This is a genomic window from Streptomyces sp. Q6 (assembly GCF_036967205.1).
Classification (GTDB): domain Bacteria; phylum Actinomycetota; class Actinomycetes; order Streptomycetales; family Streptomycetaceae; genus Streptomyces; species Streptomyces citrinus.
On sequence record NZ_CP146022.1, the window covers coordinates 2,757,892 to 2,782,601 of the forward strand.

Sequence of the window (24,710 nt, forward strand, 5' to 3'; positions counted from 1 at the left end):
TCGCCGCGCCTCCTCTGAAGGCGAGCGGCCCCCTCCGGCCCGCACCCGGCGACAAACCTCACCACGCCCCCACCTCCGCCGGGAGGCCCCCGTACCGGTGGCGTAACCGGGTGCGTGAGCGGGCGCAACACGCGCGGCGCACCCTCGACGCCATGCACTCCACGTCGACGCCCACCCATTGTCCGTACTGCGCTCTGCAGTGCGGGATGAACGTGCTGTCCGGCCCCGGCGCCCCACAGGTCGAGGGCCGCGCGGACTTCCCGGTCAACCAGGGTGCGCTGTGCGGCAAGGGGCAGAGCGCCGCCGCCGTGCTCTCCTCGCGGGTCCGTCTCACCGAGCCGCTGGTCCGCAGCCCCGCCACCGGACGGCTCGAACCGGCCACCTGGGAGGCGGCCCTCGACGCGGTCGCCGAGGGCCTGTCCCGTACGCGTACGGCGCATGGCCCGGACGCGTGCGGGGTCTTCGGGGGCGGCGGCCTCACCAACGAGAAGGCCTACGCGCTGGGGAAGTTCGCGCGGATCGCGCTCGGCACCTCCCAGATCGACTACAACGGGCGTTTCTGCATGTCGTCGGCAGCCGCCGCGAACCAGAAGGCGTTCGGCCTCGACCGCGGTCTGCCGTTCCCGCTGGAGGACATCCCGCGCACGGACTGCGTCATCCTCGTCGGGTCGAACCTGGCCGAGACGATGCCGCCCGCCCTGCGCTACCTCACCGAACTCAAGGCGCGCGACGGCAAGTTGATCGTCATCGACCCGCGCCGCACCCGCACCGCCGACCAGGCCGACCTGCACCTCGCGCCGCGCCCCGGCACCGACCTGGCCCTCGCGCTCGGCATGCTGCACCTGGTCGTCGCGGAGGGCCGGGTCGACGAGGCGTACGTCCGTGAGCGCACACAGGGCTGGGCGCAGACGCGGGCGGCGGCGATGGCGCACTGGCCGGAGTACGTGGAGCGGGTCACGGGGGTGCCGCTCCCCCGACTCCGTGCCGCCGTGCGGATGTTCACCGACGCCGAGCACGCCATGATCCTCACCGCGCGCGGCCCCGAGCAGCAGTCCAAGGGCACGGACACGGTCGGCGCGTGGATCAACCTGGCCCTCGCGACCGGCCGCCCCGGCCGTCCGCTGTCCGGGTACGGCTGCCTCACCGGCCAGGGCAACGGGCAGGGCGGGCGCGAACACGGCCAGAAGGCCGACCAGTTGCCCGGTTACCGCAAGCTGACGGACCCGGCGGCCCGCGCCCATGTCGCGGAGGTCTGGGGCGTGGACCCCGACGCGCTGCCCGGTCCGGGACGTTCGGCGTACGAGCTTCTCGACGCGCTCGGGCAGGACGTGCGGGCGCTGCTCCTCATGGGCTCGAACCCGGTGGTGTCGGCTCCCCGGGCCGCGCACATCGAGGGCCGGATCCGCTCCCTGGACTTCCTCGCCGTGGCCGACGTCGTCCTGTCCGAGACGGCCGAACTCGCCGACGTGGTCCTCCCCGTAGCCCAGTGGGCGGAGGAGACCGGCACCACCACGAGCCTGGAAGGGCGTGTGCTGCTGCGCCGCCGGGCCCTCACCCCGCCGGACGGCGTGCGCACGGATCTCCAGATCCTGCACGAGCTGGCGGCCCGGCTGTCCGCCGACAGCCTGGAGAAGAAGTTCCCGACGGACCCGGCGGAGGTCTTCGACGAGCTGCGGCGCGCGTCCGCGGGCGGCCCCGCCGACTACTCGGGGATCACGTACGAGCGTCTCGCGGCCGGCGACGCGGTCTTCTGGCCGTGCCCGGCGGACGCGGAGCACGACACCCGGGGCACGGGAGACAACGGGAGCACCGAGAGCACTCAGAGCGCTGAGAGCACTGAGAGCACCAGCGACACCGAAGGCACCGCGAGCACCAGTGACACTGAAGGCACCGCGAGCACCACACACACCGGAAACACCACCGGCACCCCCCGCCTCTTCCTCGACCGTTTCGCGACCCCCGACGGCCGGGCCGTCTTCGTCCCCGTGACGCACCGCCCCGCCGCCGAGGAGCCGGACGCGGAGTACCCCGTGCACCTCACGACGGGCCGGGTCGTCGCCCAGTACCAGTCCGGCGCGCAGACCCGCCGCGTCCCCGAACTCAACAAGGCGGCCCCGGGGCCGTTCGTGGAGCTGCACCCGCGGCTCGCGACCCGCCTGGGCATCGCCGAGGGCGACGACGTGGCGGTGGTGTCCCGGCGCGGCCGGGCGGTGGCCCCGGCACGGCTGACGGCGACGATCCGCCCGGACACCGTCTTCATGCCGTTCCACTGGCCGGGCGCGGGCCGCGCCAACACCCTGACGAACCCGGCGCTCGACCCGACGTCACGGATGCCCGAGTTCAAGGTGTGCGCGGTGCGTCTGGAGCGGCCCGCGTGACGATCCGCACGTCGGACTGGAACAGGTGGTGGTCCGAGTACGGGCTCGGCCGCACCCGGTGCGCGACCGCGGTGACGCCGCGCAGGAACACGTAGTCGAACTTGCTCTGCCAGTCGGTGGTCGGCGCGCAGTCGCCCTCGAACACGGCCCGGCAGGCGGGGTCCGACTCCGTGGCCAGGGCCTGGACGGGGCCGAGTTCGGGCGCGTACGGCACGGCGTTGAAGTCGCCGATGACGATCACGCGGTCGTGCCGGGCGATCTCCCGCGCGAGGACGCGGGCCTGCCGGGCCCGCACCGGCTCCTGGCGCCGTTCGGCGAGGTGGGTGTCGATGACGCGGACGCGCCGCCCGTCCACCGTGGTGGTGACGGACAGGTAGCCGCGGTCCTCGGAACCGCCGTCGGGGTACTCGACGTTCGCGCGGTCGCTGATCGGCGCCGCCGACAGGATCGCCTGCCCGTAGCCTCCCGGGCGCCACGGCAGTCCGCCGCAGCGGCCCCAGCTCGTCAGCACCGGCCCGTACGCGACCTGGTACGTCAGGCCGTAGAGGCCCGCGAGGAGGCGCCGGATCTCCTCGACGTCCCGCACGCACGCCTCCTGGAGGCCGATGACCTGGGGCGCGTATGTGGCGATCTCCGCCGCCCTGCCGAGGTTCTGGCTCCTGCCGCAGGGGTTGCAGATGTTCCACGTCATGACGCGGTTCGGTACGACGTCCTTGGCGGCGTCGACCGGCAGCGGCTTGGCGACGAGGACGCCGCCCGGGGCGCTGGGGCCGATGAGCGCGAGGCAGAGCACGGCCACGGCACCCGACAGCAGGAACCGGCGCAGGGTCACGCGGGGGACGTCTCGTCGTGGACCCACGCCAGGTAGCCGGCGCCGCCGCGCACCACGGGCAGGGCGACGATCTCCGGCGTCTCGTAGTCGTGGCGCTCCGTCAGCCAGCCCTCCAGTTCGGCGTACCGGGCCTCCGTGGTCTTCAGGAGCACCTGCCATTCCTGCGCCGACTCGACATCGCCCTCCCACCGGTAGACGGAGGTGACCGGTCCGCCGATCTGGACGCAGGCGGCGAGCCGGGCGGCGACGGCGTCGCGCGCCAGGGCGTCCGCCTTCTCGCGGCTGTCCGTCGTGGTCAGGACGGCGAGGACACCCGACCCGGCCCGCTCGCTCCGGTCGGCCTGATCGTTCAGGTCGCCCTGCTCGGTCCGGTCGGTCCGCTCTGTCCGTTGAGGCTTCTGCACGCCTCCCATTGTGACCTTCAGGGCTCCGGCACGGGCGTCCCACGGGAATTCGCGCGGGACCGGACGCGCGGTTCCGCGTACCGCCGGGGGCGCTGACGGAGTGTCGGGTCACCCGGTCGCACGCTTCGGCGCGCCCTTCGGGTTCTTTTCGCCGACACGCCGATGACCTGCTGGAATGTTGCCGTCGAGGCGTCAGGAGTAGGGCGCCACCGGGGTATCTGACGGTGCATCAGCAAGCGTGCGGCGGCGAAGGGGACTTACCTCGTGCTTGGCAGGGCGCACCGGACGCCCGCTCAGGACACGAAGGAGCAGCTCGATGCGTACAGGCCGACCGCTGACCGTCGCCGCTCTGGCCGTCGCCGCCGCCGGCATCGCGGCCGGCCCGGTCGGCGCCGCGCAGGGCGGCCTGGAGGTGTACCCGGCGACGGTGTCGCCCGGTGACACCGTGACCGTCGGCACGACCGCGTGCGGCGCGGACGGCACGGCGTCCGGCGACGCGTCGGCGGTCGGCGCGGGGGCGTTCACGCTGGCGCCCGGCGCGGACTCCGGCGGCGCCGACGGACGGTTCTCGGTGCCCGTGTCCGCGCAACCGGGAACGTACGAGATCGTCGCCCGCTGCTCCCGCGGCACCGAGGTGACCGGCGACCTGATCGTGTCGCTGGCCCAGGCCGGGACGCCGGGGGCGCAGATGCCGAAAGGCCATGTGAAGACGGGGGTCGGCGGCGCGCTCGGTCCCGACCCCGTGCAGACCGCGGCGGGTGTGGCGGCGCTGGCCGTCGCCGCCGCGGGCGGTACCTGGCTCCTGCATCGCCGGGCGAGAGGCGATGGGATCTGACGGGTCGGCGCGGACCCCCTCCGCCGTTCGCGCACCCGTCCGTCCCCCGGTACCGCCAGTCCCCTCCTCTCCGGCCGCATCCCCTCGCGGACCGGAGAGGAAGGGGACCCAGTCGTCGAGCCGTCAGGAGCCTGAATGCGACGCGTGCGCGTGCGCCCCGGGAATCGGGCCAACGCCGTCATAGGAACCGTCACGGCCCTCGCCCTGTGCGCCGGGGCCTGGCTCCTGGCCAGCGGTTCCGAGGGCCACCCGCCGCCCCAGCCGTCGGCCGCGCAGGCCCGTGCGGGCGGCGGCCACGACACCCCGCCGCGGCCCCGCTCTCCCCTCGCCGCCGGACCGCGTCCGCATCCCGTCGATCCGGGTGGACGCCCCGCTGATGGGCCTGGGCCTGACCCGGGGCGGCAGCCTCGACGTACCGCCGCCGGAGAAGAAGAACCTCGCGGGCTGGTACGAGGCCGGCACCACGCCCGGCGAGACCGGCACGGCCGTGGTGGCGGGCCATGTCGACAACGCCGTCGGCCCCGCCGTCTTCTACGACCTGGGCGCGCTGACCCGCGGCCGCACCATCGAGATCGACCGCCGCGACGGCTCGGTCGCCGTCTTCACGGTCGACGCGGTCGAGGTCTACGCGGCGAAGGACTTCCCCGACGAGAAGGTCTACGGGGCGGCGCGCAGGCCGGAGTTGCGCGTGATCACGTGCGGCGGGCCGTACGCGCGGGGCACGGGGTACCAGGGGAACGTCGTGGTGTTCGCGCATCTGACGGGGAGCCGCTGAGACCGGCTCGTGCCTCGGTGCTCACGCCACCCACTGCTCGTACGCCATCTTCAGCACCAGCGCGCACACCACCGTCAGCAGCACGACGCGTACGAAACCCGCGCCGCGCTTGAGGGCCGTGCGGGCGCCGATCATGCCGCCCGCGAGGTTGAACACGGCCATCAGCGCGGCCAGTTGCCAGTAGACCGTGCCCTTGTAGGCGAACATCGCCAGCGCGCCCGCGTTGGTGCAGCAGTTGACGATCTTGGCGGTGGCGGAGGCCGTGACCAGGTCCAGGTGGAGCAGCGCGGTGAGGGCGAGGACCAGGAAGGTGCCGGTGCCGGGGCCGATCAGGCCGTCGTAGAAGCCGATGCCGAGGCCGGCGAAGCCGATCGCCGCCCAGACCCGGCGCGGGGAGACCGGGGTGGCCGACGGGGCCGTGCCGAACGACGGGCGGAAGATCACGAAGGCGCCGACGCCCACCAGGACGACCATGACGATCGGCTTGAGGACGTCCGTGCTCATCCCGGCCGCGAGGAGGGCGCCGCCCGTCGAGCCGACGAGCGCCGCCACGCCGATCCGGACCGCGAGGCGGACGTCCACCGTCGCCTTGCGGGTGTACGTGATCGCGGCGCCGGTCGTGCCGACGATGGCGACGGCCTTGTTCGTGCCGAGCGCGTAGGGCCCCGCCGCCGAGGAGGCCGGCAGGCCGAGCAGCAGCGCGGGGAGCAGGAGCAGGCCGCCGCCGCCCACCACCGCGTCGATCCAGCCCGCCGCGAGCGCGGCGACGCAGAGGACGATGACGGTGGTGAGCGATATGTCAGGCATGATCGCGACCTTATGGACGCGATACGTGTGCCGTCCATCGATCCGGGGAGAGTTGAGCGTCTTCTGAGCTTGCGCCCGCGCCCGCCGCAGAGCCCTCACACCCGTCACCCGCCCCCGCTGAGCCCACCGTTCCCCCAGGGAAATCATCGGGACGCCACCGGGAAACACCCACGCCGCAGGCTTCGGAGCATGACCGCACCGTACGAGCACGACGACGCACCCCGGGACGGGTCCCGGGTCGTCGTCATCGGCACCGGCCTCGCCGGCACCCGCCTCGCCCAGCGCCTGGGCGAGCGTGCGGTGCTGATCGGGGAGGAGACGCACGCCCCGTACAACCGCGTGCTGCTCGCCGAGGTCCTCGCCGGCACGTACGGCGCGGACGTCATCGAACTGCCCCGCACCCCGGGCCCCCGCCTGCACACCCGCGCCGTCCGCATCGACCGGGACCGGCGGATCGTGCAGTGCGAGAACGGGGCCGAGGTCGCCTACGACCGGCTCGTCCTGGCGACGGGGTCCAACCCCGTGCTGCCTCCCCTGCGCGGTCTCTTCGAGCCCGGGGCCACCGAGCTGCCGGGCGGCGTCCACGCGTTCCGCACCATGGACGACTGCCTCGCGCTGTCCGCGGCCGTCACCGAGGGGACCCGCGCCGTCGTCATCGGCGGCGGCCTCCTCGGTGTCTCCGCGGCCCGCGCGCTCGCCCGGCGCGGCGCCCAGGTGGTGCTCACACAGCAGGCCGAGCGGCTGATGGAGCGCCAGCTCGACCCGCGCTCCTCCGCCCTCGTCCGGCGCCATCTGACCGCACTCGGCGTCGAGATCCACACCGAGTGCCGGGTCCGCGGCGTCGGCGTCGTCGACGGCCGCGTACGCCGCGTCGAACTGCACGACGGCTACGTCCTCGGCACCGATGTCACCGTGCTCGCCTGCGGGGTGCGGCCCCGCGCCGGGCTCGCGCAGGCCGCGGGCCTCGACGTGCGCAAGGGGATCGTCGTCGACGACGAGCTGCGCACCAGCGACCCGCTCGTCCACGCGATCGGCGACTGCGCCCAGCACGCCGGCACCGTCTACGGGCTCGCGACGCCCGCCCTCGAACAGGCCGACGCGCTCGCCGACCTGCTCACCGGCGGGCGGGCCGCGTACACCGGGACCCGCACGCTCACCCGGCTCACCCTCCCGCACGAGGCGGGCCCGCTGGATCTCGCCGCGTTCGGCGAGACCGAGGCACTCCCCGGCGACGACGTCGTCCAGCTCGCGGACGCCACGCGCGGCACATACCGCAAGGTCGTCGTGCGCGGGGACCGCCTGGTCGGCGGCGTCCTGGTCGGTGAGCTCGCCAGCGTCGGCGCGCTCGCCCTCGCCTGGGAGGCGAACGAATCCCTGCCCGCCGACGGCACCGACCCCGCGGTCGGGGCGTCGCTGCTCCATCTGCTCACCCACGACGGAGGCCACTGACATGGCGACCTCACTGCCCACCCTCGTCCTCGTCGGCCACGGCATGGTCGGCCAGCGCTTCCTCGAAGCAGCCGCCGAGCGCGGGCTCACCGAGACGCATCGCGTCGTCGTGCTGTGCGAGGAGCCGCGCCCCGCCTACGACCGCGTCCACCTCACCTCGTACTTCTCGGGCACGACACCCGAGGAACTCTCCCTGACGGAGCCGGAGTTCATCGAGAAGCACGGCATCGAGCTGCACGTCGGCGACCCCGCCGTCGTCGTCGACCGCGAGGCGCGCGTGGTGCACGCCCGGTCGGGTCTCACGGTGGCGTACGACGCGCTGGTGCTGGCCACCGGCTCGTACCCGTTCGTGCCGCCGGTGCCGAACAAGGATGCCGCCGGCTGCTTCGTGTACCGGACCATCGAGGACCTGTACGCGATCGAGGAGTACGCCAGGAACAACGCCACGGTGGGCGCCGTCGTCGGCGGCGGCCTGCTCGGCCTGGAGGCCGCGGGCGCGCTCCAGGGGCTCGGACTGACCACGCACATCGTGGAGTTCGCGCCGCGCCTGATGCCCGTCCAGGTCGACGAGGGCGGCGGCGCCGCCCTTCTGAAGACCATCTCCGACATGGGCCTCAGCGTGCACACCGGGGTCGGCACGCAGGAGATCGTGACCTCCGACGGCGCGGAGACCGGCGCCGTGCGCGGCATGAAGCTGTCCGACGGCTCCGAGCTGGAGACCGATCTCGTCGTCTTCTCCGCGGGCGTCCGTCCGCGCGACCAACTCGCCCGTGACATGGGTCTGTCGGTGGGCGAGCGCGGCGGCGTCACGGTCGACGAGCAGTGCCGCACCAGCGACCCCGACATCTTCGCGATCGGCGAGTGCGCGCTGGCCTCGGACGGCCGGGTGTACGGGCTCGTCGCCCCCGGTTACGAGATGGCGCTCACCGCCGCTGCGGCCATCGCCGAGGACGACGCGGCCGAGCGACTCACGTTCACCGGCGCCGACCTGTCCACCAAGCTGAAGCTGCTCGGTGTCGACGTCGCCTCCTTCGGCGACGCGCACGGCGCCACCGCCGACTGCCTCGACGTCGTCTACTCCGACTCGCGCTCGGGCACGTACAAGAAGCTGGTCATCGGCAGCGGGGGCGAGCTGCTCGGCGGCATCCTGGTCGGTGACGCGGAGGCGTACGGCACGCTGCGCGCCTTCACCGGGGCGGTCCCGCCGATCGCGCCCGAGCAGCTGGTGCTGCCGGCCGGTGCCGGGGCGCCGGTGCAGCTCGGTCCGGACGCGCTGCCCGCGGACGCCGTCATCTGCTCGTGCCACAACGTCACCAAGGGCGAGATCTGCGAGCACACCACGCTGCCCGAGGTGAAGAAGTGCACCAAGGCCGGTACCGGGTGCGGGAGTTGCGTCAAGCTCATCGGGCAGCTGCTGCCCAAGAGCGGGGACGACGGGCTGTGCGGCTGCTTCAGGCACACCCGCCAGGAGCTGTACGAGATCGTGCGCGTCAAGCGGATCACGACGTTCGCGCAGCTGCTCGACGAGCACGGGCGCGAGGGCGCGCGCGGCGGCGAGGGCTGCGAGATCTGCAAGCCGACGGTCGGCTCGATCATCGCCTCGCTGGCCCCGACGATCGGCGCGGACGGCTATGTCCTCGCGGGCGAGCAGGCCGCGTTGCAGGACACGAACGACCACTTCCTCGCCAACCTCCAGAAGAACGGCTCGTACTCGGTCGTGCCGCGCATCCCGGGCGGTGAGATCACCCCGGAGAAGCTCATCGTGATCGGCGAGGTGGCGCGGGACTTCGGCCTCTACACGAAGATCACGGGCGGCCAGCGGATCGACCTCTTCGGCGCCCGTGTCGAGCAACTCCCGATGATCTGGGCCCGGTTGGTGGGCGCCGGATTCGAGTCCGGCCACGCGTACGGCAAGTCGCTGCGCACCGTGAAGTCGTGCGTCGGGCAGACCTGGTGCCGGTACGGCGTGCAGGACTCGGTCCGGATGGCGATCGACCTGGAGCTGCGCTACCGGGGGCTCAGGTCGCCGCACAAGCTGAAGTCGGCGGTCTCCGGGTGCGCCCGCGAGTGCGCCGAGGCCCAGTCGAAGGACTTCGGCGTCATCGCCACCGCCAACGGCTGGAACCTTTACGTGGGCGGCAACGGCGGCATGACGCCCCGTCACGCCGACCTGCTCGCGCAGGACTTGAGCGACGCGGAGCTGGTCCGGCTGATCGATCGGTTCCTGATGTTCTACATCCGCACCGCCGACCGCCTGGAGCGCACCTCGGTCTGGCTGGACCGGATCGACGGCGGCCTCGACCACGTACGGGATGTCGTCGTGCACGACTCGCTCGGCATCTGCGACGACCTGGAGGCGCTGATGCGGGCCCATGTCGACCGCTACCGCGACGAGTGGTCCGAGACCATCAACGACCCGGAGCGCCTGGCCCGCTTCGTCTCCTTCGTCAACGCCCCCGACACCCCGGACCCCACGGTCCGCTTCGTGCCGGAGCGCGACCAGATCAAGCCGGAACTGCCGCTCATTCCCCTGGAAGGACTCGCTGTCCGATGACAATGGCCCCGATCGCCCCCGAGAAGACGACGGTACTGGTCCAACTCGCCTTCGGCGACGAGTGGTTGAGCGTGTGCGAGCTGTCCCGGCTGACCCCGGGGCGCGGCGTCGCCGCCCTGCTGCCCGACGGCCGGCAGGCGGCGGTCTTCCTCGACCGCGCGGGCCGCTTGTTCGCCCTAGACAACACCGACCCGTTCACCGGGGCGGCCGTCCTGTCGCGCGGCCTGATCGGCTCGGCGCAGGGCCGCCCGTTCGTGGCGTCGCCGCTGCTCAAGCAGCGCTTCGACCTGGAGACGGGCCGCTGCCTGGACGACGACGAGGTCGCGGTCCGGGCGTACGGGACGCGCACCGTCGCCTGAGCCTCCCGACTTTACTTGACCGATCGTTCCACTCACACGTAGGTTCCGTGCGTGGCCAGGACCAAGGAATTCGACCCGGACGCCGCGTTGCAGGCAGCCCTTGAGCTGTTCCAGCGGCGCGGCTACGAGGCGACGTCGATGGCGGACCTCGTCGAGCACCTCGGCATCGGCCGCGCCAGCCTCTACGCGACGTTCGGCAGCAAGCGGGAGCTGTACCTCAAGGCGGTCGACCGGTACACCGGGACCACCGACGCGGCGATCCTCGCCGAGCTGTCGGGCGACGGGCCGCCGCTCGACCTCGTGCGCACGCTCGTACGCCGCTTCGCCGCCGAGGCCACCTCGGACGACCGGCGCCTCCTCGGCTGCCTGGTGACGAACACGGCGGCGGAGCTCGGCCCGCACGACGCGCGGGCCGCCCGGCGCGTGCAGGGCAGCTGGGAGCACCTGGAGACACTGCTGCGCGCGACGCTCACCCGCGCGCAGGCCCGCGGCGAACTGCCCGCGGGGCGCGACCCCGCTCGCTCGCCCGCCTGCTGCTCGTCCTGATGCAGGGCATCCGGGTCACCGGCAAGGCGTCGCAGGACCCCGCCCGGGTCACGGACGCGGCCGAGCAGGCGCTCGCCCTCCTGGACTGAGACCGGGCACCGCGCACCTCGCCCGGCCCTTTTTCACACCCTCATAATGAACCGATCGGTCAAGAAAGAGGATCCCATGTCTCCAGCGCCCCGCACGCGCTTCACCGGCCGCACCGCCCTCGTCACCGGTGCCGGTTCCGGACTCGGCCGGGCGATCGCCCTCGCGCTGGCCGCCGAGGGCGCGAGCGTCGTCGTCGCCGGACGCACCGCCGCCCCGCTGGCCCAGACCGTCGCCCTGATCGAGGCGGCCGGCGGCACGGCCCTCGCGCACCCGACGGACGTGACCCGCGCCGACGAGGTGCGGACCCTGGTCCGCACGGCGGTCGAGCGGTTCGGCTCGCTCGACGTCGCCGTGAACAGCGCGGGCGTCTTCCGCGGCGGCGGCCCCGTCGCCGACCTGTCCGCCGAGGACTGGCGCACCCTGCTCGACGTCAACGTCACGGGCGTCCTGCACGCGCTCCAGGCCGAGGTCGCCCAGATGCGCACCCAGCCCGGCGGCGGCGCGATCGTGAACATCTCCTCGAACCTCGGACCGCACAAGTCCCGTGCGGGTATCGCCGGTTACGGCGCCTCGAAGGCCGCCGTCTCCGCCCTCACCCGGGGCGCCGCCCTGGACCACATCGCCGACGGCGTACGGATCAACGCGGTGAGTCCGGGCCCCTCGGACACGGCGATGTCGCTGCTGCCCGGCGAGAGCGCCGACGGGCGCGCGGCCCGGATGAAGGAGGCGTCGCCGCTCGGCCGCGTCTCGACGACCGACGAGATCGCCGCGGCCGTCCTGTACCTGGCCTCCTCCGACGCGGCGTCGGTGGTCGGCGCCGATCTGGTGATCGACGGCGGCGCCGCCGCGTGACCCCGTCAGCGTGCCGTCAAGACCCGCGCGCCGTGGATCAGCGTCACGTCAAGAGGGGTGACTCGGGGCGGGCACCGGCCTAGCGTGCGCTGCATGCGACACAGTGCGAGGACACGAGGGGCGCGGGTCGGCAGGTGGCCGGCCCGGCCCACGGCCACCGTCACCGTCACCGACCGGAACTGGACGGGCGAGCTGCGGGCCGCCCTGTTCTGCTCCTTCGGCCTGGCCGCGCTCGTGCTGACCATCGACGCGGCCAACTCCACGCTCACCCCGGCCCGTACGGCGATGTGGGTCGGCCTCTCCCTGCTGCTGCACGCCGTTCTGCACCCGCAGCGCGTCACGGCGGGGCCGGGCTGGCTCGCCGTGCGCGGGCTGGTGCGGCGGGCCCACGTCTGCACGGATCTGCTGGTGTCGGCGCGGCGCGCGGACGGGGTCGCGCCGCGGCTCGTCCTGCGGGACGCCCTCGGCGGCCGGGTCGAGCTGGACCCGAAGATCCTCACCGGCAATCCGCTGCTGTGGCACCGCGTCGAGACGGGGGCCGCGCGGGCCCGCGCCAGCGGCCTCCTCGTCTGCGGCGACGAGCTGCTGCGCGGACTGGGCGCGCGGGTCGACGGCGACGTGGCGAAGGCCGTCTTCGAGGCGTCGGGCCTCGACTGAGCCGCCGCAGGAGGCCGTCAGCCCTTGAGGGACCCGTACTCCACCCCGGTCAGCTGCTCCGACGCGGCCCAGAGGCGTTCCCCCGCCGTGTCGTCGAGCGTCCACGGCGCGCGCCACGACGGGGCCGGCGCCCCACGCCACATGAGGTGGCGCGGCCCGTAGAAGCCGTCGGGACGCACCTCGGGCGCCGTCGCCGCGTACAGCGTGGGCAGCGCGCCCCGGTGTGCGGGCTGCGCGACGATCCGGTTGCCGATCTCGACGAATCGCTCGGCCGCCTTGCGGCCCTCCATCCTGACGCCGCGCGTCTGGAGCGACGTGGCGGCGTATCCGGGGTGCGCGGCCGCGGCCACGAGGTCGACCCCGGTGGCGGCCGCCCGGCGGGCGAGTTCGTGGACGTACAGCAGGTTGGCCGTCTTGGAGCGGGCGTACGCCACCCAACGGCGGTAGCGCCGCTCGCTGTTGAGGTCGCCGATGTCGATGTTCGCGAGGGCGTGCAGGCCGCTGGAGACGGAGACGACGCGTGGCGCGGGCGCCTCTAGGATGCTCGGCAGGAGCAGTCCGGTCAGGGCGAAGTGCCCGAGGTGGTTGACGCCGAACTGGGTCTCGAAGCCGTCGGCCGTGCGCCCGTACGGCAGCGCCATGACGCCCGCGTTGTCGACGAGCAGGTGAAGGGGCCGGTCGCCCCAGGCGGCGGCGAAGTCCCGTACGGAGGCGAGGTCGCCGAGGTCGAGGGGTGCGAACTCGGCGTCGGCGTCCGGGACTTCGGAGCGGATCCGGTCCCGCGCCTCGATGCCGCGCGGCTCGCTGCGGCAGGCCAGGACCACCCGGGCCCCGGCGCGGGCGAGTTCGCGGGCGGTGACGTAGCCGATGCCGCTGTTGGCGCCGGTGACGACGGCGGTGCGGCCGCTCTGGTCGGGGATGTCGCTCGCGTTCCAGCCGCTCATGGCGGTGTCCTCCCTGGACGAGGGGCGGAGTGCTTGCTTCCTGCCGACCAGTAAACACGGGGACCCCGCCGGGGACGCGAAGGGCGGTACCCCCCGCACAGGGGTACCGCCCGTTCGCATGGGCCGGGGCCGCCGCCGATCGGTGAGGGTCGGGGACCGACGGCGGCTCCGGGGTTCTGGGCGTTCCGCCCAGGGCCGGTCCGGGCCCTAGGGCCTGTCTTCAAAGTAGCGGCGCGGGATGATGGGTCTTGTGAGTCGCCGCTATGAACTGACCGATGAGGAATGGGAGTTGTTACGCCCGTTCCTGCCGGCGGCATCGTTCGGTCGCCCGCGGGCGGACGACCGGACGATGTTGAACGGGATCGTATGGAAGATCCGTGCGGGCGCCGCCTGGCGGGATGTGCCAGCCCGGTACGGGCCGTGGCAGTCGTTGTACACACGTTTCCGCAGGTGGGCCCTGGACGGCACGTTCACCCGCATGCTTGCCGCGGTCCAGGCCGACCGCGACGCGAACGCGGACGTGGACTGGCTGGTGGCCGTCGACTCCACTGTGGTCCGTGCCCATCAACACGCGGCCGGCGCGAAAAGGGGGGCAGGTCGAGGGACGAACCGGCAGATCACGCCCTCGGTCGATCCCGAGGTGGACTGACCACCAAGATCCATCTTGCCTGTGACGGCCGCGGCCGCCCGCTCTCGTTCACTCTCACTGGCGGTAACCGCAATGACTGCACCCAGTTCGAACAGGTCATGGCGGGTATTCGCGTCGCTCGACTCGGCCCCGGTCGCCCCCGCACTCGCCCCGACCGGGTGGTCGCGGACAAGGGCTACTCGTCCCGGGCCATCCGCACCCATCTGCGCCGACGCGGCATCAAGGCCACCATTCCCGAACGGGTCGACCAACTCGCCGGGCGAGCACGACGCCGTGAACGGCGATGCGGCTTCGACAAGGCTGCCTACCGGCGCCGCAACGTCGTCGAGCGCTGCTTCAACCGCCTCAAGCAATGGCGCGGCATCGCCACCCGATACGACAAGACCGCGACCTCCTTCGAAGCCGCGGTCACCCTCGCATCAACGCTCCTCTGGCTCCGCCCACTTTGAAGACAGGCCCTAGCGGTGGTCGCTGCCCGCGGAGGTGCTGGCCGCGCGGCCGGCCTCCAGGCGGGCGACCGGGATGCGGAACGGCGAGCAGGAGACGTAGTCGAGCCCCACCTCGTGGAAGAAGTGGACCGACTCCGGGTCACCGCCGTGCTCGCCGCAGACGCCGAGCTTGAGGTCGGGGCGCGTGGCCCGGCCCGCCTCGACCGCGGACTTCACGAGGGAGCCGACGCCGTCCTTGTCGATCGTCTCGAACGGCGACACCCCGAAGATGCCCTTCTCCAGGTACGCGGTGAAGAACGAGGCCTCCACGTCGTCGCGGCTGAAGCCCCAGACAGTCTGCGTCAGGTCGTTCGTGCCGAAGGAGAAGAACTGGGCGGCCTCGGCGATCTGCCCGGCCGTGAGGGCGGCGCGGGGCAGCTCGATCATCGTGCCGATGGCCAGCTTCAGCTCGACGCCGGTCTGCTCCTCGACCTCCGCGACGACCCGGTCGGCCTCCTCGCGGACGATCTCCAGCTCCTGGACGGTGCCGACGAGCGGGATCATGATCTCCGCGCGGGGGTCGCCCTTGGCGTTCTTGCGGTCGGCGGCGGCCTCGGCGATGGCGCGCACCTGCATGGCGAACAGGCCGGGGATGACCAGGCCGAGCCGGACGCCGCGCAGACCCAGCATCGGGTTCTGCTCGTGCAGCCGGTGCACGGCCTGGAGCAGGCGCAGGTCGTTCTCGTTGCTGTCCTGGCGGGACTCGGCGAGCGCGACGCGCACCGACAGCTCGGTGATGTCGGGCAGGAACTCGTGCAGCGGCGGGTCGAGCAGCCGGACCGTGACGGGCAGTCCGTCCATCGCCTCGAACAGCTCGATGAAGTCCTGCTTCTGGAGCGGCAGGAGCTGCTTGAGGGACTCCTCGCGCTCGGTGTCCGTGTCGGCGAGGATCAGCTTCTCGACCATCTCGCGGCGCTCACCGAGGAACATGTGCTCGGTGCGGCACAGGCCGATGCCCTGGGCGCCGAACCGGCGGGCGCGCAGCGCGTCCTCGGCGTTGTCGGCGTTGGCCCGTACGCGCAGGCGGCGTACTCGGTCCGCGTACGCCATGATCCGGTGCACGGCGCCGACGAGCTCGTCGGCGTCGTCGGCCCCGGCGTGCATGCGGCCCTCGAAGTACTCGACGACCGGGGAAGGGACGACCGGGACCTCGCCGCGGTAGACCTTGCCCGTCGAGCCGTCGATGGAGACGACGTCGCCCTCCTCGACGACAATGTCGCCGATGGTCAGCCGGCGCCGCTTGGTGTCGACCTCCAGCTCCTCGGCGCCGCAGACACAGGTCTTGCCCATGCCGCGGGCGACGACGGCCGCGTGCGAGGTCTTGCCGCCGCGCGAGGTCAGGATGCCCTCCGCCGCGATCATGCCGTCGAGGTCGTCGGGGTTGGTCTCGCGGCGGATCAGGATGACCTTCTCGCCGGAGCGCGACCACTTGATCGCGGTGTACGAGTCGAAGACCGCCTTGCCGACCGCCGCACCCGGCGAGGCGGCGATGCCGCGGCCGAGCAGCTCGATGCCCTTCGTGCCGTGGGCGGTGTCGTCGAAGCGCGGGAACATCAGCTGGGCGAGCTGGGCGCCAGTGACGCGCTGGAGCGCCTCCGCCTCGTCGATCAGGCCCTGGTCGACGAGCTGCGTCGCGATGCGGAAGGCGGCACCGGCGGTGCGCTTGCCGACGCGGGTCTGGAGCATCCACAACTGGCCGCGCTCGATGGTGAACTCGATGTCGCAGAGATCCTTGTAGTGGTTCTCCAGGGTCTCCATGATCTGCATGAGCTGGTCGTACGACTTCTTGTCGATCGACTCCAGCTCGGCGAGCGGCACGGTGTTGCGGATGCCCGCCACCACGTCCTCGCCCTGCGCGTTCTGGAGGTAGTCGCCGTAGACGCCCTGGTGGCCGGAGGCCGGGTCGCGGGTGAAGGCGACGCCGGTGCCCGAGTCGGGGCCGAGGTTGCCGAAGACCATCGAGCAGACGTTGACCGCGGTGCCGAGGTCGCCGGGGATGCGCTCCTGGCGGCGGTAGAGCTTGGCGCGGTCGGTGTTCCACGAGTCGAAGACCGCGTGGATCGCGAGGTCCATCTGCTCGCGCGGGTCCTGCGGGAAGTCGCGGCCGGCCTCGGTCTTGACGATCTTCTTGAAGCGCGTGACGAGCTTCTTGAGGTCGGCGGCGTCCAGGTCCGTGTCGACGGTGACCTTCTTGGCGCGCTTGGCCTTCTCCAGCTCCTCCTCGAACAGCTCGCCGTCGACGTCCATGACGGTCTTGCCGAACATCTGGATGAGGCGGCGGTACGAGTCCCACGCGAAGCGGTCGTCGCCGGCCTGCTTGGCGAGGCCCTGCACCGACTTGTCGGAGAGGCCGATGTTGAGGACGGTGTCCATCATGCCGGGCATGGAGAACTTCGCGCCCGAACGGACCGACACCAGAAGGGGGTTGTCGGCCTGGCCGAGCTTCTTCCCCATCCGCTCCTCGAGGGCGTCGAGGTGGGCGCTCACCTCGTCACGCAGTGCCACCGGCTCGGCGCCGCTCTCGAGGTAGACCTTGCACGCCTCGGTGGTGATGGTGAAGCCCGGAGGCACGGGGAGCCCCAGGTTCGTCATCTCGGCGAGGTTGGCACCCTTGCCGCCGAGGAGGTCCTTGAGGTCCTTGTTGCCCTCGGTGAAGTCGTAAACGAACTTCGTTCCCTGAGGATCTTTGTTTTCCGACACGGGTCTCGACTCCTCGAGGCTCGGGTGGCTGCCCTGACGGCGAGGAACATACCCAGATCCAAGGCCTGTGGGTACGTCCACTCAGCCGTCATACGGACGTAACCACCCGTCCGCCAGGAGATCGAAAGTGACCGACAGGTAGGCGCCTTCGAGAGCGCGCGTTCACGTCTTGAACGATCAACCCCCGTAGACCCCGGAAATCGCTCACATGAGCGCGGCAATCTCACATGTGCGTTCACTGCATAAATGATCGAGCAGTGGCACTCAGTGCCAGGGGTTGGAGAAGTGCAGACGACGATTCCGCGCTCATGTGAGCGCAAGCCCTATCAGGCGTGGCGAGAATCACGCCGTTTGAAGCGGGCTTCGGACGGCCCGATGTCAGCATGCGGACACCGCGCGGGCCTGTATCGGCGGCGAAACGGGCCCGTCACACGCCCAGCGCCGCGAGCCGCCGCTCGGCGCGCGCCGGGGCGTACAGCTCCTCCACCACCAGCGCTCCCGCTCCGATGAGCGCGGACCGCTCGCCGAGCCGCGAGGTCACCACGTCGAGCCGGGCGGTGGAGCGCGGCAGGGCCCGCTGGTACAGGAGTTCACGGACGCCGGTGAGGAAGGGAGTTCCGGCCAAGTCTCCGGCGATCATGAGAACGCCGGGGTTCAGGAGCGTCACGACGGTGGCGAGGACCTCACCGACGCTGCGGCCCGCGTCCCGCGCGAGCCGGGCCGCCTCCGGGTGCCCGGCGGCGAGCAGCCCCCGTACGTCCCACCCGGAGGCCGCGGGCACGCCCGCCTCCGTGAGCCTGCGGGCGAGGGCGCGGCCGCTCGCGACCGCCGCGAGGCAGCCGTACGAGCCGCACCGGCACAGGGCGTCGGCGCCCTCGGGGACCCGGATGTGGCCGATGTCGCCGGCGCCGCCGTCGATCCCGCGGTAGATCGACCCGTCCACGACGACGCCCGCGCCGATGCCGGTGGAGACCTTGACCAGGGCGAAGGCGCGGCAGTCCCGGTGGCCGGCGCGCTGTTCCCCGTACGCCATGAGGTTGGCGTCGTTGTCGACGATCACAGGGACGTCGGGCGCGGTCGCCGCGTGTTCGGCGGCGGCGCGGGCGAGGCGGCCCCGGATGTCGTAGCCGTCCCAGCCCGGCATGATCGGGGGCTGCACGACGCGGCCGGTCTCGATGTCGACGGGACCGGGGACGGCGAGGCCGATGCCGCACACCGTGTCGGCCGCGCGGCCGGTCGCCTTCAGCAACTCGCCGAACCAGATGCCCAGTTGGGGCAGGACCGCCTCGGGTCCGTCCTCGACGGTGAGGGTGCCGGTGTGTTCGGCGACGACCTCGCCGCTCAGGCTCAGGACGGCGGCGCGGGCGTGCCGGGTGTCGAGGTCGGCGGCGAGCACCACCGCGTGCGCGTCGTCGAACTCCAGATGGATCGAAGGGCGGCCGCCCAGGCGGGAGTTGACGGGTCCGGCCGCGCCCTCGCGCAGCCAGCCCGCGCGGAAGAGCCGGTCGAGGCGCTGTCCGACGGTGGCCCGGGACAGGCCCGTGACCTCCTGGAGAGCGCCGCGCGTGGTCGCCCGTCCGCTGCGCACCAGGTGCAGCAGATCTCCGGCGCTCGCCTGGTTCCCCGCCATGGCCGCCAACCCCCTTGCGTTCATCAACTGCGCGTTACATTCTAGGTTTTGCATGTTAAGCAGACGTAACCCTATGCTGCCTTCCGCGTAACCGGCAGCCCGCGGGAGAGCATGTGGAGCACACCACCGAGCGACGCGGATCCCCGGTCGCCGTCGTCCAGCGGGACACGCTGCGCGACCGCGCGGCGCGGGTCCTCGAAGCCAACTGGACCGGCACGTCGACCGTCCCCTCGCGCACGCTCTACCCTCACCAGTGGTCGTGGGACTCGGCGTTCATCGCCATCGGCCTGCGCCATGTCTCCTCCTTACGCGCCCAGTTGGAGCTGGAGACGCTGCTCGGCGCCCAGTGGGGCGACGGCCGCATCCCGCACATCGTGTTCAACCCTGCCATCCCGCTGGACGCGTACTTCCCCAGCCCCGACTTCTGGCGCTCCTCCACCGCCGGCCGGGCCGCCGGAGCCCCGCTCACCCAGCAGACGTCCGGCATCGTGCAGCCGCCGGTGCACGCGCTCGCCGCCTGGCTGGTGCACCGAGCCGACCCGGCCCTCTCGCGCGAGCGCGGGTTCCTGGCGCGCGTCTATCCGGGCCTCGCCGCCTGGCACCGCTACCTGCTGCACCGCCGCGACCTCGGCGGCGCGGGCCTCGTCTGCGTCGTCCACCCCTGGGAGCAGGGGATGGACAACAGCCCCTGCTGGGACGCCCCGTTGAGCCGCGTCTCCCCCGCCCCGCCGCGGACGTTCCGGCGCGCGGACCTGGAGCACGGCGCGGCGGAGGACCGGCCGACCGACCTCGACTACGGCCGGTACGTACGTCTCGCGATGGACTACCGGGATCGCCGATACGCGGACGGGGGCGGGGAGTTCGCGGTCGAGGACCCGGCGTTCAACGCGCTGCTGGCCGCCTCCGAGCACGCGCTGGCGCGGATCGCCTGCGAGCTGGGGGCGGCGGGCACGGCCCGGCACGCGCGGGCCGAGCGGCTGACGGCGGCGCTCGTGGAGCGGCTGTGGGACCCGGAGGCGGGCCTGTTCTTCTGCCGCGACCTGCGGGGCGCGGGCGGTCTCATCCGTGAGCGCGGCATCTCCGGGCTGCTCCCGCTGATCCTGCCCACGCTGCCCCGCGACGTGGTCGCCGCCCTGGTACGCACCGCGTGCGGGCCGCACTTCGGCGTCGGCGACCGCGTACGCCTGGCGCCGAGCTACGACCTGGAGGGGCCCGCCTTCGACCCGCACCGCTACTGGCGCGGGCCCGCCTGGTTCAACACCAACTGGCTTCTGGAGCGCGGCCTGAACCTCCACGGCGAGCACGCGCGGGCCGCGGGGCTGCGGGCCGCGCTCCTGGAGGTGGCGGGGACCTCGGACTTCGCCGAGTACGTCGACCCGTACACGGGGGCGGGCTGCGGCGCCCGCGGCTTCGGCTGGACGGCCGCTCTGACGTTGGACTTGCTGGGCCCTCGGGAAGGGACGTTGTGATGACGGACGGACACACGCACGGACAGACGCGCCAACTCCTCGTGCGGGCGGGCACGTTCGCGTCGATGGACGCGGCCGGCGGGCTCACCGCGGTGCGCGGCGGGACCTCGCCCGAGGGCCTCTTCGTGCGGGACGCCCGGCACCTGTGCCGCTGGCAGCTCACGGTCGACGGCGCGGCGCCCGAGGTGCTCACCCCGATGACGTACGAGGACGAGGGCGTCGCCCGCTGTGTGCTCGTGCCGCGCGGCGGACGCCAGGAGCCGCCCGCGTACACGCTCTTCCGTGAACAGGCCGTCGGTGACGGGACGTTCGTGGAGCGGCTGCGGATCGTGTCGAACCGGCCGGTGCCGACGACCGTGCGCCTCGCGCTGACGGTCGACGCGGACTTCACGGACCAGTTCGAGCTGCGCGCCGGCCACCGCACGTACACGAAGCTCGGGGCGGTGCGCGGGCGTGAAGTCCTGGACGACGGCGTCGGGTTCACGTACACGCGCGGCGACTGGCGCTCGTCGACGACCGTGACGAGCGAGCCCGCACCGGACGCCGTCGAGGAGACCGGGGCGGGCGCTCGGCGGCTCGTGTGGGCGCTGGAGCTGGAGTCGCAGGGCAGCGCCGAGCTGAACCTGCGCGTGGTGGCGCGGCCGCACGGCGCGCGGGAGACGGACGCCGTCGCGGCGAGCCCGCAGGACGCAGCCGCCGAACTGGCCACCGCTGTGAGGGAGTTCGCCGACGGGGTGGAGCTGCCCGGGGCGTGGCCGGAGCTGGCCGACGCGTGCGCGCGCGGGCTCGCCGACCTGGCGGTGCTCCGGGTCCCGGCGGCCGGGCCCGACGGGGAGCGGCATCTGGTGCCCGCGGCGGGCGTGCCGTGGTTCCTGACACTGCTCGGCCGGGACGCGCTCCTGACGTCGCTCTTCGCCCTCCCCTACCGGCCCGAGCTGGCCGCGGCCACCCTGCCGGTGCTCGCCGCGACGCAGGCGACCGAGCAGGTCGAGGGGGCGGTGGCGCAGCCCGGGAAGATCGTGCACGAGGTGCGGCACGGGGAGCTCGCGCACTTCGGGCAGGTGCCGTTCGGCCGCTACTACGGCTCGGTCGACGCGACGCCGCTGTTCCTGGTGCTGCTCGGCGCGTATACGGAGCAGACCGCGGACCTCGGGCCGGCCCGGCGCCTGGAGGCGCACGCGCGGGCGGCGGTCGGCTGGATGCTGGACCACGGCGGGCTCACGTCGCGCGGGTACCTGGTGTACCGCGCCGACCAGGGCGGCCTCGCCAACCAGAACTGGAAGGACTCCCCCGGCGCGATCTGTTCCGCCGACGGGAGCCGGGCGACGGGGCCCGTGATGGCGGCGGGTGCGCAGGGGTACGCGTACGACGCGCTGCGGCGCACCGCCGTCCTCGCCCGCACCGTCTGGGACGACGTGGTCTACGCGGAGCTGCTGGAACAGGCGGCGGCGGATCTGCGGGACCGGTTCCTGCGGGACTTCTGGATGGAGGACCGGGGATTCCCTGCGCTCGCCCTCGACGGGAACGGGCAGCAGGTCGACGCGCTCGCCTCCGACGCGGGGCATCTGCTCTGGTCCGGGCTGCTCGACAAGGAGTACGGGGAGGCGGTGGGACGGCGCCTGCTGGAGCCGGACTTCTTCTCCGGGTGGGGCGTCCGTACGGTGGCCTCCGGCCAGGCGGCGTACCACCCGCTGTCGTACCACCGGGGGTCGGTGTGGCCGCACGACAACGCGTTGATCGCGCTGGGGCTCGCGCGGTACGGGCTGCACGACGAGGCGCGGGTCGTGGCGGGCGGGCTCGTCTCGGCGGCGGTCGCCTGCGGAGGGCGGCTGCCGGAGGTCATCGCCGGGTACGCACGGTCGGCGTATCCGGAGCCGGTGCCGTATCCGTACGCATGTGTGCGTGAGTCGCGGTCGGCTGCGGCGCCGTTGGCGTTGTTGAGCGCCGTCGGGGGCTGAGGTTCACGGTCGACCGCTGCGCCGTCGTGGCTGGTCGCGCGCTCCCCTGAGAGGCGCACTCTCTGCGCCACCTCAGGGGAGCGGCGGCGCAGAACCGCTCAGCCCCCGGACGTGTCCAGTTCCGCGTCCTCGGACAGCCCCGCGCAGTCGTACGGGTCCTTCAGCCAGCCGTCCGGGAGCACGACCCGGTTGTTGCCCGACGTGCGGCCCCGGGGGCCGTCCGCGCCGGCGGGCCACTCCTGCTCCAGGTCCAACTCGTCCAGCCCGGAGCGCAGTTCGTCCAGCGACGAGGTGATCGCGAGCCGCTTGCGCATCTCCGAGCCGACCGCGAACCCCTTCAGGTACCAGGCCACGTGCTTGCGGAAGTCGATGACACCGCGCGCCTCGTCCCCGATCCACTCCCCCAGCAGCGTCGCGTGCCGCACCATCGCGTCGGCGACGACCCGCAGCGTCGGGCGGACCCGCTCGTCGCGGCCCTCGAACGCCGCGACCAGGTCCGCGAAGAGCCACGGCCGGCCCAGGCAGCCACGGCCCACGACGACCCCGTCGCACCCGGTCTCGCGGACCATGCGCAGCGCGTCGTCGGCGGACCAGATGTCGCCGTTGCCGAGGACGGGGATCTCCGGGACGTGCTCCTTGAGGCGGGCGATGGCGTCCCAGTCGGCCGTGCCGCCGTAGTGCTGCGCGGCGGTGCGGCCGTGCAGCGCGATCGCCGTGACGCCCTCCTCGACGGCGATCCGGCCCGCGTCGAGGAACGTGATGTGGTCGTCGTCGATGCCCTTGCGCATCTTCATGGTGACCGGCAGGTCACCGGCGCCCGAGACGGCCTCCTTGAGGATCGCCCGGAGCAGGTTCCGCTTGTACGGGAGCGCGGAGCCGCCGCCCTTGCGGGTCACCTTCGGGACCGGGCAGCCGAAGTTCAGGTCGATGTGGTCGGCGAGGTCCTCTTCCGCGATCATGCGGACGGCCTTGCCGACGGTCGCCGGATCGACCCCGTACAGCTGGATCGAGCGCGGCTTCTCGCTCGCGTCGAAGTGGATGAGCTGCATGGTCTTCTCGTTGCGCTCGACCAGGGCGCGCGTCGTGATCATCTCGCTGACGAAGAGGCCCTTGCCGCCCGAGAACTCCCTGCACAGGGTGCGGAACGGCGCGTTCGTGATCCCGGCCATGGGGGCGAGGACCACGGGCGGCTGCACGGTGTGCGGGCCGACGTGAAGAGGCTGCTGAGTCATCGGGGCGGGTCTCCGGAGACGTACGACTACACCTTCGAGGGGCGCGGGCAAGGATCCATTGTCCCACTCCCCGCGCTCACCCCGTCGGGGCCGTCGACGCCGCCAGTTTCTCCAGCCGCTCCGCGGTCTCGTCGTCCGCCGGGAGGTAGGCGACGACGCGGTACGCGTCGCTGTCCGGGGCGAGCCACATGTGGCGGTGCTCCAGGCGCAGCAGGCCGACCTCCGGGTCAGGGTGCAGATAGCGCTTGACGTGCGAGACCATCGGCGCGACGTCGTGCCGCCGCCACAGTGCGCGGAACTCCTCGGACGCTTCGAGGAGCTCGTCGACCGGCGTCTTCCAGGCGGGTTCGGCGACGTGCTCGGCCATCGCCTTGCGGTACTTGGCGAGGAGCTCGGGCAGCATCACGTCGCGGTCGAGGAACCGCACGCGCCAGCGGTCGTTCATGAACATCAGCCACAGGGCGTTGCGGTGCCGTGGCTCGTGCTCGGCGGGGTCGCCGAAGACGTCGGTGTAGGCCCGGTTGTGGGCGAGGATGTCGTACCGGGCGTTCTTCACCTCGGCGGGGTACGGCTCCAGGCGGCGCAGCAGCCGCAGGACCGTGGGCGTGACGGCGGGGCTCTCCGGGGTGGCGCGCGGGTCGGTGGTCCCGGCGAGCGCGAAGGCGTGGGCCCGCTCGGTGGGGTCCATCCGCAGGGCGCGGGCGATGGCGTCGAGGACGCCGGCCGAGACGTTGATGGCGCGGCCCTGCTCCAGCCACGTGTACCAGGTGATGCCGACCGAGGCGAGGTGCGCGACCTCCTCGCGGCGCAGGCCGGGGTGCGGCGGCGGGCCGTGCCGGGCAGGCCGACCTGGTCCGGGGTGATGCGCTCGCGGCGGCTGCGCAGGAAGGCGGCCAGCTCGGCGCGGCGCGGACCGTCCGCCGACGCGGTCCCTGCGGCGGTCGCGGCAGTCGTCATGCCCCCAGGATGCCTCGCCGCTCATCCTGGTGCCAGGTACTGCCTGTAACACGATAAGGAGACTCTGGTACCAGGCTGAGCGGGCGGCGACGGTAGGGGCATGACCTCACACACCCGTCCCGGCGGCGTTCCGGATACCGTCGGA

At 72.8% G+C, this 24,710-nt stretch carries 17 protein-coding genes and 3 pseudogenes; 12 read left to right on the forward strand and 8 right to left on the reverse strand.

What is annotated here, in order from left to right:
- Window positions 1-152 precede the first annotated feature (152 nt).
- On the forward strand, window positions 153-2,378 hold the full coding sequence (locus V2W30_RS12875; protein WP_338696251.1) for a molybdopterin oxidoreductase family protein: 2,226 nt from the start codon (window positions 153-155) through the stop codon (window positions 2,376-2,378).
- Here V2W30_RS12875 and V2W30_RS12880 read toward each other — a convergent pair.
- Complete coding sequence (locus V2W30_RS12880; RefSeq protein WP_338696252.1) at window positions 2,341-3,210, reverse strand: endonuclease/exonuclease/phosphatase family protein; 870 nt, start codon at window positions 3,208-3,210, stop codon at window positions 2,341-2,343. The two genes, V2W30_RS12875 and V2W30_RS12880, sit on opposite strands and share 38 nt — an antisense overlap.
- Window positions 3,207-3,623 carry a divalent-cation tolerance protein CutA gene (cutA, locus tag V2W30_RS12885; RefSeq protein ID WP_338696253.1) on the reverse strand — a complete coding sequence of 139 codons (417 nt, stop codon included), beginning with the start codon at window positions 3,621-3,623 and terminating at the stop codon, window positions 3,207-3,209. Before cutA ends, V2W30_RS12880 begins: the two co-directional genes overlap by 4 nt.
- 307 nt (window positions 3,624-3,930) lie before the next feature.
- Between cutA and V2W30_RS12890 the strand changes: the two genes are divergently transcribed.
- A complete protein-coding gene (locus V2W30_RS12890) occupies window positions 3,931-4,449 on the forward strand; it encodes a hypothetical protein (RefSeq protein WP_338696254.1) in 519 nt (172 codons plus the stop codon).
- 135 nt (window positions 4,450-4,584) lie between these two features.
- Window positions 4,585-5,224 (forward strand): annotated as a pseudogene (locus tag V2W30_RS12895) (class F sortase).
- A gap of 21 nt (window positions 5,225-5,245) precedes the next feature.
- Here V2W30_RS12895 and V2W30_RS12900 read toward each other — a convergent pair.
- Entirely contained in the window at window positions 5,246-6,031 is a 786-nt protein-coding gene (locus V2W30_RS12900; RefSeq protein WP_338696255.1) for a sulfite exporter TauE/SafE family protein, read from the reverse strand.
- A gap of 189 nt (window positions 6,032-6,220) precedes the next feature.
- Between V2W30_RS12900 and V2W30_RS12905 the strand changes: the two genes are divergently transcribed.
- The 6 genes and pseudogenes from V2W30_RS12905 (at window position 6,221) to V2W30_RS12930 (ending at window position 12,538) form a co-directional block, all read left to right on the forward strand.
- On the forward strand, window positions 6,221-7,480 hold the full coding sequence (locus tag V2W30_RS12905) for an NAD(P)/FAD-dependent oxidoreductase (protein ID WP_338696257.1): 1,260 nt from the start codon (window positions 6,221-6,223) through the stop codon (window positions 7,478-7,480).
- A 1-nt stretch (window position 7,481) separates the two neighbouring features.
- Complete coding sequence (nirB, locus tag V2W30_RS12910; protein ID WP_338696258.1) at window positions 7,482-10,034, forward strand: nitrite reductase large subunit NirB; 2,553 nt, start codon at window positions 7,482-7,484, stop codon at window positions 10,032-10,034.
- Window positions 10,031-10,393 (forward strand): nitrite reductase small subunit NirD, encoded by a 363-nt coding sequence (gene nirD / locus V2W30_RS12915; RefSeq protein WP_338696259.1) that lies wholly within the window; start codon window positions 10,031-10,033, stop codon window positions 10,391-10,393. The genes nirB and nirD overlap by 4 nt, the downstream gene beginning before the upstream one ends.
- A gap of 51 nt (window positions 10,394-10,444) precedes the next feature.
- Window positions 10,445-11,028 (forward strand): annotated as a pseudogene (locus V2W30_RS12920) (TetR/AcrR family transcriptional regulator).
- Between the two features lie 76 nt (window positions 11,029-11,104).
- Window positions 11,105-11,881, forward strand: a complete 777-nt coding sequence (locus V2W30_RS12925; protein ID WP_338696260.1) for a glucose 1-dehydrogenase — start codon at window positions 11,105-11,107, stop codon at window positions 11,879-11,881.
- 93 nt (window positions 11,882-11,974) lie between these two features.
- Window positions 11,975-12,538: a hypothetical protein gene (locus tag V2W30_RS12930; protein ID WP_338696261.1), complete on the forward strand. Its 564-nt coding sequence runs from the start codon at window positions 11,975-11,977 to the stop codon at window positions 12,536-12,538.
- Between the two features lie 17 nt (window positions 12,539-12,555).
- Here the strand turns inward: V2W30_RS12930 and V2W30_RS12935 are convergent, their stop codons facing one another.
- Window positions 12,556-13,482 (reverse strand): oxidoreductase, encoded by a 927-nt coding sequence (locus tag V2W30_RS12935; RefSeq protein ID WP_338696263.1) that lies wholly within the window; start codon window positions 13,480-13,482, stop codon window positions 12,556-12,558.
- A 241-nt stretch (window positions 13,483-13,723) separates the two neighbouring features.
- Between V2W30_RS12935 and V2W30_RS12940 the strand changes: the two are divergent.
- Window positions 13,724-14,580, forward strand: a pseudogene (locus V2W30_RS12940) (IS5 family transposase).
- A gap of 9 nt (window positions 14,581-14,589) precedes the next feature.
- On the opposite strand, the gene ppdK reads toward V2W30_RS12940, so the two are convergent.
- A complete protein-coding gene (gene ppdK / locus V2W30_RS12945; RefSeq protein ID WP_338696264.1) occupies window positions 14,590-17,319 on the reverse strand; it encodes a pyruvate, phosphate dikinase in 2,730 nt (909 codons plus the stop codon).
- A gap of 427 nt (window positions 17,320-17,746) precedes the next feature.
- Entirely contained in the window at window positions 17,747-18,949 is a 1,203-nt protein-coding gene (locus V2W30_RS12950; RefSeq protein WP_338696265.1) for an ROK family protein, read from the reverse strand.
- 113 nt (window positions 18,950-19,062) lie between these two features.
- On the opposite strand from V2W30_RS12950, the gene V2W30_RS12955 reads away from it, so the two are divergent.
- Both V2W30_RS12955 and V2W30_RS12960 read left to right on the forward strand, forming a co-directional pair.
- Complete coding sequence (locus V2W30_RS12955) at window positions 19,063-20,418, forward strand: MGH1-like glycoside hydrolase domain-containing protein (protein ID WP_425244528.1); 1,356 nt, start codon at window positions 19,063-19,065, stop codon at window positions 20,416-20,418.
- The gene (locus V2W30_RS12960; RefSeq protein WP_338696266.1) at window positions 20,418-22,376 is read left to right on the forward strand and encodes a glycogen debranching N-terminal domain-containing protein; all 1,959 of its coding nucleotides are present in this window, start codon (window positions 20,418-20,420) and stop codon (window positions 22,374-22,376) included. The genes V2W30_RS12955 and V2W30_RS12960 overlap by 1 nt, the downstream gene beginning before the upstream one ends.
- Window positions 22,377-22,474: 98 nt before the next feature.
- Here V2W30_RS12960 and dusB read toward each other — a convergent pair whose 3' ends face one another.
- Both dusB and V2W30_RS12970 read right to left on the reverse strand, forming a co-directional pair.
- The gene (gene dusB / locus V2W30_RS12965; RefSeq protein WP_338696268.1) at window positions 22,475-23,608 is read right to left on the reverse strand and encodes a tRNA dihydrouridine synthase DusB; all 1,134 of its coding nucleotides are present in this window, start codon (window positions 23,606-23,608) and stop codon (window positions 22,475-22,477) included.
- Between the two features lie 76 nt (window positions 23,609-23,684).
- Complete coding sequence (locus V2W30_RS12970) at window positions 23,685-24,590, reverse strand: helix-turn-helix transcriptional regulator (protein ID WP_338696270.1); 906 nt, start codon at window positions 24,588-24,590, stop codon at window positions 23,685-23,687.
- Between the last annotated feature and the right edge of the window lie 120 nt (window positions 24,591-24,710).

Excerpts from the sequence above, each read along its gene's own strand:
- cutA (WP_338696253.1), bottom strand. The coding sequence starts at position 3,623 with ATGGGAGGCGTGCAGAAGCCTCAACGGACAGAGCGGACCGACCGGACC.
- V2W30_RS12960 (WP_338696266.1), top strand. The coding sequence starts at position 20,418 with ATGACGGACGGACACACGCACGGACAGACGCGCCAACTCCTCGTGCGG.
- V2W30_RS12950 (WP_338696265.1), bottom strand. The coding sequence starts at position 18,949 with ATGGCGGGGAACCAGGCGAGCGCCGGAGATCTGCTGCACCTGGTGCGC.
- V2W30_RS12925 (WP_338696260.1), top strand. The coding sequence starts at position 11,105 with ATGTCTCCAGCGCCCCGCACGCGCTTCACCGGCCGCACCGCCCTCGTC.
- V2W30_RS12935 (WP_338696263.1), bottom strand. The coding sequence starts at position 13,482 with ATGAGCGGCTGGAACGCGAGCGACATCCCCGACCAGAGCGGCCGCACC.
- V2W30_RS12930 (WP_338696261.1), top strand. The coding sequence starts at position 11,975 with ATGCGACACAGTGCGAGGACACGAGGGGCGCGGGTCGGCAGGTGGCCG.
- V2W30_RS12900 (WP_338696255.1), bottom strand. The coding sequence starts at position 6,031 with ATGCCTGACATATCGCTCACCACCGTCATCGTCCTCTGCGTCGCCGCG.
- V2W30_RS12905 (WP_338696257.1), top strand. The coding sequence starts at position 6,221 with ATGACCGCACCGTACGAGCACGACGACGCACCCCGGGACGGGTCCCGG.
- V2W30_RS12970 (WP_338696270.1), bottom strand. The coding sequence starts at position 24,590 with ATGAGCGGCGAGGCATCCTGGGGGCATGACGACTGCCGCGACCGCCGC.
- V2W30_RS12875 (WP_338696251.1), top strand. The coding sequence starts at position 153 with ATGCACTCCACGTCGACGCCCACCCATTGTCCGTACTGCGCTCTGCAG.
- dusB (WP_338696268.1), bottom strand. The coding sequence starts at position 23,608 with ATGACTCAGCAGCCTCTTCACGTCGGCCCGCACACCGTGCAGCCGCCC.
- nirB (WP_338696258.1), top strand. The coding sequence starts at position 7,482 with ATGGCGACCTCACTGCCCACCCTCGTCCTCGTCGGCCACGGCATGGTC.
- V2W30_RS12890 (WP_338696254.1), top strand. The coding sequence starts at position 3,931 with ATGCGTACAGGCCGACCGCTGACCGTCGCCGCTCTGGCCGTCGCCGCC.
- nirD (WP_338696259.1), top strand. The coding sequence starts at position 10,031 with ATGACAATGGCCCCGATCGCCCCCGAGAAGACGACGGTACTGGTCCAA.